Genomic DNA, 13,506 nt, shown 5'->3' with positions numbered 1-13,506 from the left:
CTGGATGCGAGCTCAGCGGCGGGCCTTGGGGGGAAGCGGGCCGATGGTCTTCACATACCAGTCGTCGATCATCTGCTTGTCGTAACGCAGGGTGACATTCTCGAAGTAGCGGCTGCGGTGATCGAGGAAAGCCATGTCGGACAGTTGCGCCTCGCCGCTCTTGATCACCTGCCCGCCCTGCTCCAGCGAATAGCGAAGTTCCATGCGCGGCCAGTCGGCATTGCGCAACACGCGCACTTCGCGCAGCGCACCCGCGCGCGGGATCGCGCGCCCGGCCAGGTCGACGTCCAGCACCTCGATGCGCAGGTCCTGGCCCGGCGGCAGGCTGTTGCCCAGCCTGGTGAAGTGCTCGGTCAGGTCCTTCAGCGCATCCTCGCGCTCCCCGGGCGCGGCAGGCAGGTCGGTGAAATTGTCCGGCTGCACGTAGGTAACCGTGACGGCGGCGCCGGCACTGCCGGTGGCAAATGCCAACATGCCTGCCAGAGCTATTGTATGCATGACGGATTTCATGGTTGCCCTTTCGTTAATTGTCGCCAAGACCGCCAATATACGCCAGGCTTGCCGCTTGCGCTCGCCTGGCCCCTGCCCGCCGCCTTTCCCGCCGCAGGCTTACACCATCGGCGGATCGGTCTCGCGCACGTAGGCGCGGTGCGCCGCCAGCGCTGCCGTGAAGGCGTCCAGCGTGCCGTCGACCAGCAGCGCCGGGTCGGCCGCGCCATCCGGCAGCGCGGTCGGCACCATGGCCCTGGCGAGCAGCTCCGCGCCGGCGCCCATGACCAGGATCGGCTTGCAGTGGCGGTACTGCTCGCGCACGAAGTCGATCGCATGGGCATTGCGCGCCAGGGCCTCGGCCGCGGCGCCGTCCGGCACGATCATGCCGTCGTACATGACGGACGGGCCGGCTTCCAGCGAAATCTCGACGTCGAGCGCCGCGCCGCTGGCCGGCTTGACCTTGCCCAGCATGCTGCCGACCAGGCGCGGCACGGCGCCCTCCTTCAGCAGGCCGGCATACAGGCTGTTGACCTGGGCGCCGTCCACGCCTGGCGCCACCAGGATGGCGACGCGGCGCGTGCGGATCCCGGTCTCGCCCTGCCGGCTCAGCAGCGACAAGGCCGGCGACGGCGGGTAGTCGGGCACCGGACCGTCGCTGGCGCGCGGCAGCGGCTCCGGCACCTCCATGCCCAGGCCTTCGGCCACCTTGGCGGCCAGCCCGGCGTCGACGTTGCCGAGCAGGGCCAGGATGCGCTGGCGCACGGCCGGGGTCTGCACACGGGTCAGCTCGAAGCGGAAGGCGTTCGCGATATGCGTCTGCTCGGCGGCGGTCTGGCTCTGGTAGAACTGGCGCGCCTGGCCGTAGTGCTCGGCGAACAGTTCGGGCTTGCCGCGTACCTTGTCCTCGTTGGCGAAGCGCTCGGGGAAGCTGGTGAAGCCCATCCGGCCCGACTGGAAAGGACAGCCGCCGCCCAGCGAATTCGGCTCATAGTTGACACGCCCGCGATGGATGGCCTGGCGGTGCATGCCATCGCGCTGGTTGTTCTGGACCTGCACGATCGGCGAATTGATCGGGATCTCGTGGAAGTTCGGTCCGCCCAGGCGGGTGATCTGGGTGTCGAGGTAGGAGTGGATGCGTCCCTGCAGCAGCGGATCGTTGGTGAAGTCGATGCCGGGCACGACGTGGGCCGTGCAGAACGCGACCTGCTCGGTCTCGGCAAAGAAGTTGTCCGGGTTGCGATCCAGCACCATGCGTCCGACCGGGCGCACCGGCACCAGCTCTTCCGGCACCAGCTTGGTCGGATCGAGGATGTCGAAGCCGAACGACGCCGCCTCTTCCTCGGTGAAGACCTGCAGGCCCAGTTCCCACTCCGGGAAATTGCCGGACTCGATGGCTTCCCACAGGTCGCGCCGGTGGAAGTCCGGGTCGGCGCCCGAGATGCGCACGGCTTCGTCCCACACCAGCGAGTGCGTGCCGGCGGTCGGGTTCCAGTGGAATTTCACGAAGCGCGATTCACCCTCGGCGTTCACCAGGCGGAAGGTGTGGACGCCGAAACCCTGCATGGTGCGGTAGCTGCGCGGGATGGCGCGGTCGGACATGGTCCACATCAGCATGTGCGCCGATTCCGGCGACAGGCCGACGAAGTCCCAGAAGGTGTCGTGGGCGGTGGCCGCCTGCGGCATCGCATGGTGGGGCTCCGGCTTGGCGGCGTGGACCAGGTCGGGGAACTTCATCGCATCCTGGATGAAGAACACCGGGATGTTGTTGCCGACCAGGTCCCAGTTGCCTTCCTCGGTATAGAACTTGACGGCGAAACCGCGTACGTCGCGCGCCGTGTCGGTCGAGCCACGCTCGCCGGCCACGGTCGAGAAGCGCACGAATACCGGGGTGCGCTTGCCCTTCGCGGCGAACGGCGTGGCACGGGTCAGGGCGCTGAAATCGTCGTAGGCTTCGAAGAATCCGTGCGCGGCCGAGCCGCGTGCGTGGACCACGCGCTCGGGAATGCGCTCATGGTCGAAGTGGGTCAGTTTCTCGCGCAGGATGAAATCTTCCATCGCGGTCGGTCCGCGCAGGCCGATCTTCAGCGAGTTCTGGTTGTCCGCCACCGGGACGCCCTGGTTGGTCGTCAGGTGCCGGTCGGCCGGATCGACGCGCACGCGGTCGAGCGGCGCCACGGTCGGGTTGCTGCCCGGCTGCGGCTTGCCGCTGCCGACCTTGTCCGAGCTGGCGATCTCGCTGGCGGTGCTGCCGGTGGCGGCCGGCGTGGAAGGCTGGTGGTGCGCGCCTTCGGCCGGCGAGCGGGCCGCCTCGCCATGTTCACCGGCCTTGGTCGGATTGAAGGGCATGGCCGCAGCCAGCGCCTTCTCCGCGACGGATTTTTCAAACAGGCGTTTTTCGACCGGATTGTGGGGGCGTGCGCTGGGCGGCGATGCGTCGGCCGGGCCGGCGACGGTGCCGAGTACGGAACCGGCGCCGTCGGCGCCGGGGCTCTTCTTGGATGCGGTCATGCTGTCCTCGTTGGTTCGACTGTGGATTGATCAGAGGATCAACATAGCCGACGAAGCAGCCCCGCTTGGTTAGCTCACTAACTTATGACCGACGATTCTCATGAATATTCCCTAAGGGACCGATACTCAACGCCTATTACGCGGCAGCGGGCCGATGGTCTTTTCAAACCAGTCGTCGATCATCGCCTTTTCGTAGCGCAGCGGTTCGCCGTCGAAGTAGCGGTTGGTGTGGTTCAGGTAATTCATGTCCGACAGCTGCGCCTCGCCGCTCTTGAGCACCTGCCCGTTCTGCTCCAGCGAATAGCGCAGGTCGATGCGCGGCCAGTCGGCCTGGCCACGCAGCACGCGCAGGTCGCGGCCCATGCGCGCGTTGGGGATCAGGCGGCCGGCCAGGTCGATGTCCAGCACCTCGATGCGCAAGTCCTGGCCCGGCGGCAGGCTGCTGCCCAGCCAGGTGAAGTGGTCGGTCAGGGTCTTCAGCGTGTCTTCACGATCCGCGGTCACGAAGGGCACATCGCTGAACCGGTCCGGTTGCACATAGGTCACCGTAACGGTGGCGCCGGCGCTACCGGCCGCCAGCGCAAACAGGCCCGCCAGGGCCATCTTCTGCATGAACGATTTCATGATCTGTCCTTTCGTGGAATTCGCCTTCCGGCTATCAATATACGCCCCATTCGATGCTCCTGTCCGTCTGCCTGTTTCGCCAGTTTGTAATGAAATGTTAGTCCGCGCACACCGGTTCCGGGCTCTTCCGCTGGACAATCGATCCGAAGGGAGACGACCGTGCCGGAAGGACCATCGCTGTATATTCTGAAGGAGCAGACTGCCCGCTTCGTCGGCCAGACCATCGTGCGCGCCGAGGGCAATACCTGGGCCATCGACACCGCGCGCCTGCTCAACCAGCCGGTGCTGGCGCTGCGCACCTGGGGCAAGCAGTTCTTCATCCAGATGCCGACGATGGCGGTGCGCATCCACATGCTGCTGTTCGGCACCTACCGCATCAACGAAGAGCGGGACAAGCCGCCGCGCCTGTCACTCCACTTTGCCGACGGCAGCTTCCTCAACTTCTACGCCTGCTCGGTCAAGGAAGTCGACTGCGAGCTCGATGCGCTCTACGACTGGGAAGCGGACGTCATGTCCGATGCCTGGAACCCGAAGAAGGCGCGCAAGAAGCTGCGTGCCGCCCCGGACATGCTGGCCTGCGACGCCCTGCTCGACCAGGCCATCTTTTCCGGCGTCGGCAACATCATCAAGAACGAGGTGCTGTTCCGCATCCGCCTGCATCCGCTGTGCAGGGTCGGCGCCCTGCCGCCCGCCAAGCTGCGCGCCCTGGTCGAGCAGGCGCGCCAGTACAGTTTCGACTTCCTCGCCTGGAAGAAGGAATTCACCCTCAAGCAGCACTGGCTGGCGCACAACCAGAAGACCTGCCCGCGCTGCCGCATTCCCTTCCATAAAGCCAATCTGGGCCGTTCGAACCGGCGCAGTTTCTGGTGCGAGCGCTGCCAGAAACTCCACGTCTAGCCGCAATTTGATAGCAGCGCGTAAATACTGCCTGATTATCACGTTGCAACTTTGTGACTTTATCCCTCGTGGTTTCAATATTTCCGGTTGTTAATGGCTACTGCTCATACTACAATCATTTCGAGCGCTGATGCTCTGGCGCAAGCTTTTGCTCTTTTCGACACATTTACGATACGGACATCGTCTTATGTCATTCCTGTCTTCAGCTGCGCCCAAGCTCGCCCCCTGGAAAGTACTGCTCGTCGATGACGAGCCGGACATCCACGACATCACGAAACTGACCCTGTCGCGCTTCCGTCTGGACGGCCGCAGCCTCAGCTTCCTGCATGCCTACAGCGGCGAAGAGGCCAAGCAAGTCCTCGCGCGCGAGAAGGACATCGCACTGGTGTTCCTGGACGTGGTGATGGAGCGCGAAGACAGCGGCCTGGAAGTGGCGCGCTGGATGCGCCAGGAGCTGGACAACCAGTTCACCCGCATCGTGCTGCGCACCGGCCAGCCCGGCCAGGCGCCGGAAGAGCGTGTGATCGTCGACTACGACATCAACGACTACAAGGAAAAGACCGAGCTCGACCGCACGAAGCTGTTCACCACCACCTTCGCCGCCCTGCGCGCCTACCGCGACATCATGAAGGTCGAGGATGCGCGCCGCGTACAGCTGACCTACCGCGAAGGCCTGGAGCGCGTGATCGCCGCCTCCGCCCACATCTTCCAGCAGCGCAACCTGAAAGACTTCGCCAGCGGCCTGCTGCAGCAGGTCGTGGCCCTGCTGCGCCTCGAGCAGAGCATGCTGCTGCGCGTGACCGGCGCCAGCGTCATCACCGGCGAGAGCCGCTACGAGATCCTGGCCCGCATCGGCGAGATGGGCGAGAGCGACATCGGTCCGGAACTGGTGGCCCAGCTCGACGAGGCGCGCCACAACCGCATTTCCAAGCTGCACGGCGACACCTATGTCGGCTACTTCCCGAACAGCAGCGGCAAAGCCTCGCTGCTGGTATTGAAAGGCGTCGAGGAGATTTCCGAGATCGACGTCCAGCTGCTCGACGTGTTCTGCTCGGGCGTCGCGATCGCCTTCGACAACATCCTGCTGAACCAGGAGATCACCGATACCCAGGCCGAGCTGATCCTGCGCCTCGGCGACGTGGTCGAGTCGCGCTCGAACGAAGCCGGCAACCACGTGCGCCGCATGGCCCAGGTCTGCCACCTGCTGGCCGAGAAATCCGGCATGTCCGAAGACGAGACCGCGGTGCTGATGCACGCGGCGCCGATGCACGACATCGGCAAGATCGCGACCCCGGACGCGGTGCTGCTTAAGCCGGGCCGCCTGACGCCCGACGAGTGGGAAATCATGAAGCAGCACCCGACCGTCGGGCTGCAGATCCTGGACGGCTCGCAGCGCCCGATCCTGAAGGCGGCGGCGGTGATCGCCCACCAGCACCACGAGAAGTGGGACGGCAGCGGCTATCCGCAGGGCCTGAAGGGCGAGCAGATCCACCCGTATGCGCGCATCGTGGCGGTGGCCGACGTGTTCGACGCCCTCACCCACGAGCGCTGCTACAAGCAGGCCTGGCCGATCGGGCAGGTGCGCGACTACCTGCGCGAAGTAGCGGGCCACCACCTCGATCCGCATTACGTCGACATCCTGATCCAGCACCTCGACAAGGCGGACGACATCAACCGCCGCTGGCCGGACTGAGCCTGCAGGACCAGGCAGCGACAAGCGCATGATTGTCCGGTAGACTACGCGCGCCGGTGCACTATTGCCCGGAAAACATCACTCTACGATGCGCATCCGAACCCGACTGCTGGTCCTGATCCTGGCGATCCTGGTGCCGACCTTTACCGCCGCCACGCTGGCGGTCGGCTACGTCTACCTGGAAGAAAGACAGGCCCAGGAAAACGGCGTGAAGGAAGCGGTGCGCGCCTTCGCCTTGCTGGTCGACAACGAACTCGAGACCAAGGAAGGCACCCTCCTCGCGCTCGCCACCTCGCCTTCGCTGGCGCGCGGCGACCTCGCCGAGTTCGAGCGCCACGCCAGGGTCCTGGCGCCGACGGCGGAAACCGCGATCATCCTGCACAGCCCGGACGGCCGCCAGCTGGTGAATACCCGGGCCGCGCCCGGCACGCCGCTGCCGACCCGGCGCATCTCCAACATGGACGAGCTGATGGCGAAGTACGGACCCGACCGCACCCTGGTGTCCGACCTGTTCCTCGCCCCGGTGGGGGGCCGCCATGACTTCGCGCTCCAGGTGCCGGTGCGCATCGACGGCAGCATCCGCTACTTCCTCAGCATGGGCGTGAACGCCAGCACCCTGCAGGAACTCATGACGGAGCAGCGCTTTCCCGCCACCTGGGTGGCCTCGATCATCGACCGCCAGGGCCGGATCGTGGCGCGCTCGCGCGACGCCGAGCAGTTCCGCGGCCGCTCCGTGAGCGGGACGGCGCTGCAGAATTTTGCCGCCCGCGTGGAAGGCGTGTTTGCGGGCCGCAACCTCTCCGGGACGCCGGCTACCGCCTTCTTCAGCACGGTGCCGGACTCGCAGTGGCGGGTGCTGGTCAGCATTCCGAAGTCCGAGCTGCAGCGCGTGCCGCTGCATGCGGCGGCCTACCTGGCGGGGATCATGGCGGCGCTGCTGGTGCTGGCGGCGCTGCTGGCGCGCCGCTTCGGCAAGCGCGCCATCGCCCCCATCGAATACCTGGGCCGCAGCGCCGAAGACCTGGGCCAGGGCCGCGAAGTGGCCTATGCGCCGCAGGGAATCGCCGAGATCGACGCGGTGGCGCACCGCATGGCCGACGCCAGCCGCCAGATCCGGCGCGCGCAGGCCGAGCTGGAACAGCGCGTGGCCGAAGCCGTCGCCGCCAGCGAACACGCACAGGAAGCGCTGATGCGCGGCCAGAAGCTGGAAGCCCTGGGCCGCCTCACCGGCGGCATCGCCCACGAATTCAACAACCTGCTGCAGACCCTGACCACGGCCCTGCAGATGGCGGCGCTGACCTCGACCCAGCCCAAGGTGCAGGGCCTGATCGAGACCTGCAAGCGCACCGTCAACCGCGCTACCGCCCTCACCGGCCAGCTCGGCTCCTTCGGCCGGGTCCAGGACGCCAGGCTGCTGACGGTCGACCCGTCCGAGCAGCTGCGCAATGCCGTGCAACTGATCCGTAACGTGCTGCGCCAGGGCATCGCGCTCGAACTCGCGTGCGAGGACGACTTGTGGCCGGTGACCGTCGATCCGCTGCAGTTCGACCTGGCCATGCTCAACCTGGCGATCAATGCGCGCGACGCCATGCCCGACGGCGGCCACCTGGCGATCGGCGCGCGCAACTGCGTGCTGGAGCCGACCGCGGAGCGCAGCGGCGGCGACTACGTCCTGGTGACGGTCCAGGACACCGGCACCGGGATGGCGCCGGAGGTGCTGGCGCGCGCCCTCGATCCCTTCTTCACCACCAAGGCGCACGGCAAGGGCACCGGACTCGGACTGGCCCAGGCCTATGCCTTCGCCACCCAGTCGCAGGGCGCGCTGGCGCTGTCCAGCACGCCTGGCCAGGGCACCCGGGTCGAGCTCCACCTGCCGCGCTCGAACCTGCCGCTGTCGCCGCAGCCCGGCCGCGGCACGCCGGCGGAAGCGCTGCAGGCCAACGGCCGCATCCTGTTCGTCGAGGACGATGCGCTGGTGCGGGAAGCCGTCGTGCACGCGCTGGAGGAAGCCGGTTTCGACGTGCTGGTGGCGGCCGACGGCGAACGCGCGCTGGCGATGATCGAGAAAGGATTGGAAGTCGACGTCGCCTTTTCCGACATCGTCATGCCGGGCAGGATCAGCGGCATCGACCTGGCCGGTATCCTGCGCGAACGCCGGCCGGGCCTGCCGGTCGTGCTGGCGACCGGCTACACCGACCAGCGCGTCACGGTGCCGGGGGTGCAGGTGCTGGCCAAGCCCTACGAGATCGGCCAGCTGGTCGAGCTGCTCTCAAGCCTGGCGAACCAGGACTGAGCCGCAGCACCCGCGGGCTCAGGCGGCCAGCGCTTCCGGGGCCTTGCGCAGGGCCTTGCGCGGAAAGCGCAGGAAGTACTGCAGTCCCTTGCCCGGGCTGCTTTCCACGCGCAGCGAACCACCCAGCGAGCCGGTCACCAGGTTGTAGAGGATGTGCGCGCCGAGGCCGCTGCCGCCGCTGCCGCGCTTGGTCGTGAAGAAGGGATCGAACAGCTTGGCCAGCGTGTCGGCGTCCATGCCGGCGCCGTCGTCGCCGTATTCGAAGGCGACCATGTCGTCCTCTTCCAGGCGGGCGCGGATCGCGATGTGGCCGGGCTGCCCGCGCTCGAAGCCGTGCACCAGCGAGTTGACCACCATGTTGGTGACGATCTGCGAGACCGCGCCCGGGAAGCTGTTCAGCTCCAGGTCCGCCGGGCAGTCGACCTGCACCTTGACCGGCCTGCCCTTCAGCTTGGGCTGCAGCGACAGCAGGATCTCGCCCACGTACTTGCCCAGGTTGAAGTTGCGGATATTGTCCGAGGACTGGTCCACCGCCACCTGCTTGAAGCTGCGCACCAGGCTTGCGGCGCGCTGGGTATTGGTGGTCATGATGCGCAGCGACTGGTCGACCACGTCGAAAAAGCCGTTCAGGCTGTCTTCCGTCATCTCGCCGGCCGCCAGCTCTTCCTTGGTCAGCCTGAGTTCTTCCACCAGGTGGCTGGTGGCGGTCACGCAGATGCCCAGCGGGGTGTTGATCTCGTGGGCCACGCCGGCCACCATCTGGCCGAGCGAAGCGAGCTTTTCCTGGCGTACCAGTTCCGACTGCGCTTCCTGCAGCTGGGTAAGGGCCTGGTTCAGGGCCGCGTTCTGCGTTTCCAGGCTCTCCTTGGCCTTGCGGATCGCGCGGTCGGCCTGCATGCGGGCAATCGCCACCGCCACGTGGCTGGCGATGAAGGCCAGCAGGTCGAGCTCCGTCTTGGTATAAAGGATGGCCGGGTCGTAGCTCTGCACCACCATCACGCCATAGGCCTTGTCGTGCACCAGCATCGGCGCGCCGATCCAGCTGGCGACGTCGATGTTGCCCAGCGGTTCCCGGACCTTGCCGGCAGCGCGCAGGCGCGCGATGCTGCCGGCGTCGTGCAGCTGGGCCTGGCGCGTCTGCAGCACATAGGACACCATGCCGGCGCCGAGCGGGAAACGCTGGTTCGGGCTGTAACTGTCCCTCTCGTCGGCATAGTACGGAACGCTGAGTTCGCCGCTTTCCGGGTGGGTCAGCGCGATCAGGAAGTTCTGCGCCACCATCAGCTCGCCGATGATGCGGTGCAGGCTGGCCGCCAGCACGTCCGCGTCCAGCGCCGAGGCCGACAGGTCGGCGATCTGGTACAGCGCATGCTGGACCTGTTCGGCGCGGCGGCGCTCGGCCACTTCGCGCGCCAGCGCCGCGGTGCGTTCCTGCACGGCACGCTCGAGGCGGTCCATGCTCTGCAGGCCCTGCAGGGCGTTCGAGACGTGGTTCGCGATCAGGGCGAACAGCGCCTGGTCTTCTTCGCTGTAAGTGTGTTCCGGTAGGTAGCTCTGGATGACGATGGCGCCCAGCAGCTCGTGCTGCTGGTCGAGCAGCGGACAGCCCATCCAGTGCTCGGCCACGCTGCCCGTGCCCCAGGTATTGCCGTTCTCCCGCGCGCGCTCTTCCTCGGAGGTCATCGACAGCGCCTGCTTGTTGAGCATTACCCAGGCGGTTGGCGACTGCTCGGGCGAAGCCAGGGTCACGCGCTCGTCCGGACTCGGGCCCTGGTCGACGGTGTCGACGAAGTAGACGAAGCGCACGGTATTGTCTTCGCGCTCCGACAAGGTGACGTAGAAGTTTTCCGCATACATGATGCGGCCCAGCGCGCGATGCACGGCGCCGATGAATTCACCGATATCGGTACAACTGGCGGACAGCTGCCCGATTTCGAGCAGCATGGCCTGCACCGCTTCAAGGCGCGCAAGACGGTCTTCCATCGATCCCCCTAAAACACGAAATAGTGCGTCAGGGAAATATTAGCAGCTCGGGAGCTTGCTGAGCAGAAAGTGTCGCGAAAAAGAAGCTTTTGAAACGCGATTTCAGCGCGGTGCGCGGAAATCGTTCTCGACCCAGGCCTGCGCGGACGACGGCGACAGCTTGAAGCCGGGCTGGACCCGCACCTGGGCCAGCCGCTCGCCCATCTCGTCGAACGCGGTCAGCAGCGCATATGGATTGTCCTCGTCCGGCACGATGTCGAGCGTGACCTTCACTTCGCCATCGGCGCCGGACACTACAGTGCTCTTGTGCAACTGCGCGTGCAGCTGCTGCTCGTGGCGGCGCAAGACTTCGTGGGCGGTCTTGACCAGGGTGTTGAAGGCGTTCACGTCGAGCGGCTTCGGGTTCTTCTTGTCGCGGCCCATCGTCCACGGGCCGACCAGGGCCGGCTCGGCCTCGCCATCCTTGTACATGGCGACGGCCCAGCCCTCGTCGTCCTCGTTCTTGATCACGCGCGCGGTCCAGCCATTGTCCTTCCACAGCCGCGCCTCCTGTACCGGCGCGTCCTCGTCATGCTGGTCTGGTGCTTCGTTCATGTCGTTCGATCCCATCGGGCACAACGCCCAAAGGCCAGATCATAGGAAATTCCGGCGCTCTGGACAAGCACCACGCGGGAACTACGTACGACAAGAGCGCGCTACATGCGCAGGTCGGGCCTGCGCGGCGGGACGATGGGCGGTCCCGGCGGATTGCTGCGCGGATCGATCGCCGGATTCGGGATCTGTTTGTTGAACGGCGTAATGATGATAGGCGGAATGGCCGGCGGCGCCGATGGCGGATTCTTGTGGCCACCCCTGTCGGCCCGAACGGCTTGCGCATGGGCCGGATGGTCCTGGATGCAATGCATAAGCTTCCCTCCTGCGACAGAGCAGGCTGTCAGTATAGACCGCGTGCCCTCCATTGCAAGGCTTGATTTCCGCCAACGATTCCAGCCACATCCGGCCACCGTTCGTCGCGCGCCGGGGCACGCCGGTCCCCCGAAAATTGCAGCCTGTCGCATGCCGATGGAGGCGGCTTCCCGGTACAGATACATTGGAACCATGCCGGCAAGGACATACGACCAAACAAACCTGCATCCCTACTGAATCGCACGAGGACCATCATGAAAAAGACCGCCGCTTTCGTCATCCTGTTTCTGTTCGCCCTGCTCCTGTGGAACGTCTTCGCATTCGGCCTGAACGGCGGCGACATGGCCTTCAATGTCGACGGCGAGGAGGTCGGCGGCCCGCTGGGCGCCCTGCTGGCGATACTGTTCGCAGGCGGCGGCACGCTGCTGGCCGGCCTGATCCTGCTGGTGGTGGGCGCGGTGCTGGCGGTGGTGTTCGCCGGCGTCGGCATCATCCTGATCGGTGGACTGGGCATCGGCGCCGTGGTGCTGGCGCTGGCGGTCTCGCCGCTGCTGCTGCCCCTGCTGCTGCCGCTGGCCGTGATCTGGTACCTGGTGAGCCGTTCGCGCAGGCACCGCATGGTGCGCGCCCAGGCCGTTTGACTACAGGCCTTCGATCAAGCGCATCGCAAACACGATCGGCAAACCCGCGGCGATCACCTTGCGCGCCGCCGCACCGTGATCGTAGGGCACCCTGAAGTAAGTGATGTCCCTGGCCTCGTCGTCGAACACCGCATAGCAGGCGGCGTTGTTCTGGTCACGGGGCTGGCCCACGGCGCCAGGCAGCACGAGGTACTGGTGCTGGGGCTGCAGGTCGATGCGCTGGCCGGCCTGCGGTACGTGGCGACCCATGCGGCCGTCATCGGCGCGGCGGTACAGGGCCGGCGCATGCACGTGGCCCGAGAACACGATGCGGCTGCGGCTGGCCTTCAGCGAACGCTCCGCCTCCTCGGTGCCGGTGACGTATTCCCAGCGGATCGGATCGTAAGCGCTGGCGTGCACGAAGAAGGCGTTGCCGTGCTTCTGCGTCAGCGGCAGGTCGGCCAGGAAGGCCATCTGCTCCGGGTCCAGCTGGCCGCGGGTCCACTCGATCGTCTCCCGTGCTTCCGCATGCATCTGCGGCCTTGTGGGACGGGTCACCGAATAATCGTGGTTGCCCTGCACCGCCACCGCGCCGCGTCCCACGTAGTCCATCACCGTGCGCACCACCCAGGCCGGGTCGGCGCCGTAGCCGACGAAGTCGCCGGTGAAGGCATACTGGTCGACCTGCCGGCCTTCGGCGTGCGCCAGGCAGGCCTCGACGGCTTCGCGGTTCGCGTGCAGGTCGGTCAGCAGCGCCAGGCGCATCGGTTCAAGCGCCGCGCCGCGCCGCGGCGTACTGCGCGTAGCCGCGCGCGCGCAGCGCGCAGGCCGGGCAGGTGCCGCAACCGTGGCCCCAGGCGTGCGCGGCGCCGCGCTCACCCAGGTAGCAGGTGTGGGTGTCGAAGCGGATCAGGTCGACCAGGGCTTCGCCGCCGCACTGCTCGGCCAGTTCCCAGGTCTGCTTCTTGTCGATCCACATCAGCGGGGTCTCGACCTTCAGGCGCGTGGCCATGCCCAGGTTGAGGGCGACCTGCAGCGCCTTCATGGTGTCGTCGCGGCAGTCCGGGTAGCCGGAGAAGTCGGTCTCGCACATGCCGCCCACCAGCACGTTCAGGCCGCGGCGGTAGGCTACCGTCGCCGCCACCGTCATGAACAGAAGATTGCGTCCCGGCACGAACGTGTTCGGCAAGCCGTTTTCCTGCATCTGGATCTCGACATTGCTGGTCAGCGCGGTGTCCGAGATCTTCGAGATCAGCGACAGGTCGATCATGTGGTCCTCGCCCAGGCGGCGGTCCCATTCCGGCGACAGGGCGCGCATCTTCGACAGCACCGTCGGCCGCACTTCGAGTTCGATCGCATGGCGCTGGCCATAGTCGAAGCCGATCGTTTCGACGCGTTCGTAGCGTTGCAGGGCCCAGGCCAGGCAGGTGGTGGAGTCTTGTCCGCCGCTGAACAGGACGAGCGCGGAGTCAGCTTGGTGCATGTTGATA

12 protein-coding genes are annotated in these 13,506 nt (G+C 66.4%); 4 read left to right on the top strand and 8 right to left on the bottom strand.

Annotated features, from left to right (window positions below; genetic code table 11):
• Nucleotides 1-12 precede the first annotated feature (12 nt).
• The 3 genes from AM586_RS18155 to AM586_RS18145 all read right to left on the bottom strand — a co-directional run bounded on the left by AM586_RS18155 (nt 13) and on the right by AM586_RS18145 (nt 3,624).
• The gene (locus AM586_RS18155) at nt 13-498 is read right to left on the bottom strand and encodes a DUF3016 domain-containing protein (protein WP_229411279.1); all 486 of its coding nucleotides are present in this window, start codon (nt 496-498) and stop codon (nt 13-15) included.
• Between the two features lie 111 nt (nt 499-609).
• The gene (locus tag AM586_RS18150; RefSeq protein ID WP_047826535.1) at nt 610-3,000 is read right to left on the bottom strand and encodes a catalase; all 2,391 of its coding nucleotides are present in this window, start codon (nt 2,998-3,000) and stop codon (nt 610-612) included.
• Between the two features lie 126 nt (nt 3,001-3,126).
• Entirely contained in the window at nt 3,127-3,624 is a 498-nt protein-coding gene (locus AM586_RS18145; RefSeq protein WP_047826534.1) for a DUF3016 domain-containing protein, read from the bottom strand.
• 159 nt (nt 3,625-3,783) lie between these two features.
• Here AM586_RS18145 and AM586_RS18140 point away from each other — a divergent pair, with 159 nt between their 5' ends.
• The 3 genes from AM586_RS18140 to AM586_RS18130 all read left to right on the top strand — a co-directional run bounded on the left by AM586_RS18140 (nt 3,784) and on the right by AM586_RS18130 (nt 8,507).
• Entirely contained in the window at nt 3,784-4,521 is a 738-nt protein-coding gene (locus tag AM586_RS18140; RefSeq protein ID WP_047826533.1) for a DNA-formamidopyrimidine glycosylase family protein, read from the top strand.
• Nucleotides 4,522-4,708: 187 nt separating this feature from the next.
• Complete coding sequence (locus tag AM586_RS18135; RefSeq protein ID WP_047826532.1) at nt 4,709-6,214, top strand: HD domain-containing phosphohydrolase; 1,506 nt, start codon at nt 4,709-4,711, stop codon at nt 6,212-6,214.
• 88 nt (nt 6,215-6,302) lie between these two features.
• The gene (locus tag AM586_RS18130) at nt 6,303-8,507 is read left to right on the top strand and encodes an ATP-binding protein (RefSeq protein ID WP_052234453.1); all 2,205 of its coding nucleotides are present in this window, start codon (nt 6,303-6,305) and stop codon (nt 8,505-8,507) included.
• Nucleotides 8,508-8,525: 18 nt separating this feature from the next.
• Here AM586_RS18130 and AM586_RS18125 read toward each other — a convergent pair whose 3' ends face one another.
• The 3 genes from AM586_RS18125 to AM586_RS18115 all read right to left on the bottom strand — a co-directional run bounded on the left by AM586_RS18125 (nt 8,526) and on the right by AM586_RS18115 (nt 11,395).
• Nucleotides 8,526-10,490 (bottom strand): GAF domain-containing protein, encoded by a 1,965-nt coding sequence (locus AM586_RS18125; RefSeq protein ID WP_047826531.1) that lies wholly within the window; start codon nt 10,488-10,490, stop codon nt 8,526-8,528.
• A gap of 102 nt (nt 10,491-10,592) precedes the next feature.
• On the bottom strand, nt 10,593-11,084 hold the full coding sequence (locus AM586_RS18120) for a hypothetical protein (protein ID WP_047826612.1): 492 nt from the start codon (nt 11,082-11,084) through the stop codon (nt 10,593-10,595).
• Nucleotides 11,085-11,185: 101 nt separating this feature from the next.
• Nucleotides 11,186-11,395 (bottom strand): hypothetical protein, encoded by a 210-nt coding sequence (locus AM586_RS18115; protein WP_047826530.1) that lies wholly within the window; start codon nt 11,393-11,395, stop codon nt 11,186-11,188.
• A 255-nt stretch (nt 11,396-11,650) separates the two neighbouring features.
• Here AM586_RS18115 and AM586_RS18110 point away from each other — a divergent pair, with 255 nt between their 5' ends.
• The gene (locus AM586_RS18110) at nt 11,651-12,037 is read left to right on the top strand and encodes a hypothetical protein (RefSeq protein ID WP_047826529.1); all 387 of its coding nucleotides are present in this window, start codon (nt 11,651-11,653) and stop codon (nt 12,035-12,037) included.
• Here the strand turns inward: AM586_RS18110 and AM586_RS18105 are convergent, their stop codons facing one another.
• Both AM586_RS18105 and queC read right to left on the bottom strand, forming a co-directional pair.
• A complete protein-coding gene (locus AM586_RS18105) occupies nt 12,038-12,781 on the bottom strand; it encodes a metallophosphoesterase (protein ID WP_047826528.1) in 744 nt (247 codons plus the stop codon).
• Between the two features lie 4 nt (nt 12,782-12,785).
• Complete coding sequence (gene queC / locus AM586_RS18100; RefSeq protein ID WP_047826527.1) at nt 12,786-13,499, bottom strand: 7-cyano-7-deazaguanine synthase QueC; 714 nt, start codon at nt 13,497-13,499, stop codon at nt 12,786-12,788.
• Between the last annotated feature and the right edge of the window lie 7 nt (nt 13,500-13,506).

The organism is Massilia sp. WG5, assembly GCF_001412595.2.
Taxonomy (GTDB): domain Bacteria; phylum Pseudomonadota; class Gammaproteobacteria; order Burkholderiales; family Burkholderiaceae_D; genus Telluria.
The sequence above is the reverse complement of the archived record's forward strand: the minus strand, read 5'-3'. Positions and strand labels throughout refer to the sequence as shown.

What these genes read in the sequence shown, in the direction of transcription:
- AM586_RS18155 (WP_229411279.1), bottom strand. Translation starts at nt 498, where the DNA reads ATGCATACAATAGCTCTGGCAGGCATGTTGGCATTTGCCACCGGCAGT.
- AM586_RS18150 (WP_047826535.1), bottom strand. Translation starts at nt 3,000, where the DNA reads ATGACCGCATCCAAGAAGAGCCCCGGCGCCGACGGCGCCGGTTCCGTA.
- AM586_RS18145 (WP_047826534.1), bottom strand. Translation starts at nt 3,624, where the DNA reads ATGAAATCGTTCATGCAGAAGATGGCCCTGGCGGGCCTGTTTGCGCTG.
- AM586_RS18135 (WP_047826532.1), top strand. Translation starts at nt 4,709, where the DNA reads ATGTCATTCCTGTCTTCAGCTGCGCCCAAGCTCGCCCCCTGGAAAGTA.
- AM586_RS18130 (WP_052234453.1), top strand. Translation starts at nt 6,303, where the DNA reads ATGCGCATCCGAACCCGACTGCTGGTCCTGATCCTGGCGATCCTGGTG.
- AM586_RS18125 (WP_047826531.1), bottom strand. Translation starts at nt 10,490, where the DNA reads ATGGAAGACCGTCTTGCGCGCCTTGAAGCGGTGCAGGCCATGCTGCTC.
- AM586_RS18120 (WP_047826612.1), bottom strand. Translation starts at nt 11,084, where the DNA reads ATGAACGAAGCACCAGACCAGCATGACGAGGACGCGCCGGTACAGGAG.
- AM586_RS18115 (WP_047826530.1), bottom strand. Translation starts at nt 11,395, where the DNA reads ATGCATTGCATCCAGGACCATCCGGCCCATGCGCAAGCCGTTCGGGCC.
- AM586_RS18110 (WP_047826529.1), top strand. Translation starts at nt 11,651, where the DNA reads ATGAAAAAGACCGCCGCTTTCGTCATCCTGTTTCTGTTCGCCCTGCTC.
- AM586_RS18105 (WP_047826528.1), bottom strand. Translation starts at nt 12,781, where the DNA reads ATGCGCCTGGCGCTGCTGACCGACCTGCACGCGAACCGCGAAGCCGTC.
- queC (WP_047826527.1), bottom strand. Translation starts at nt 13,499, where the DNA reads ATGCACCAAGCTGACTCCGCGCTCGTCCTGTTCAGCGGCGGACAAGAC.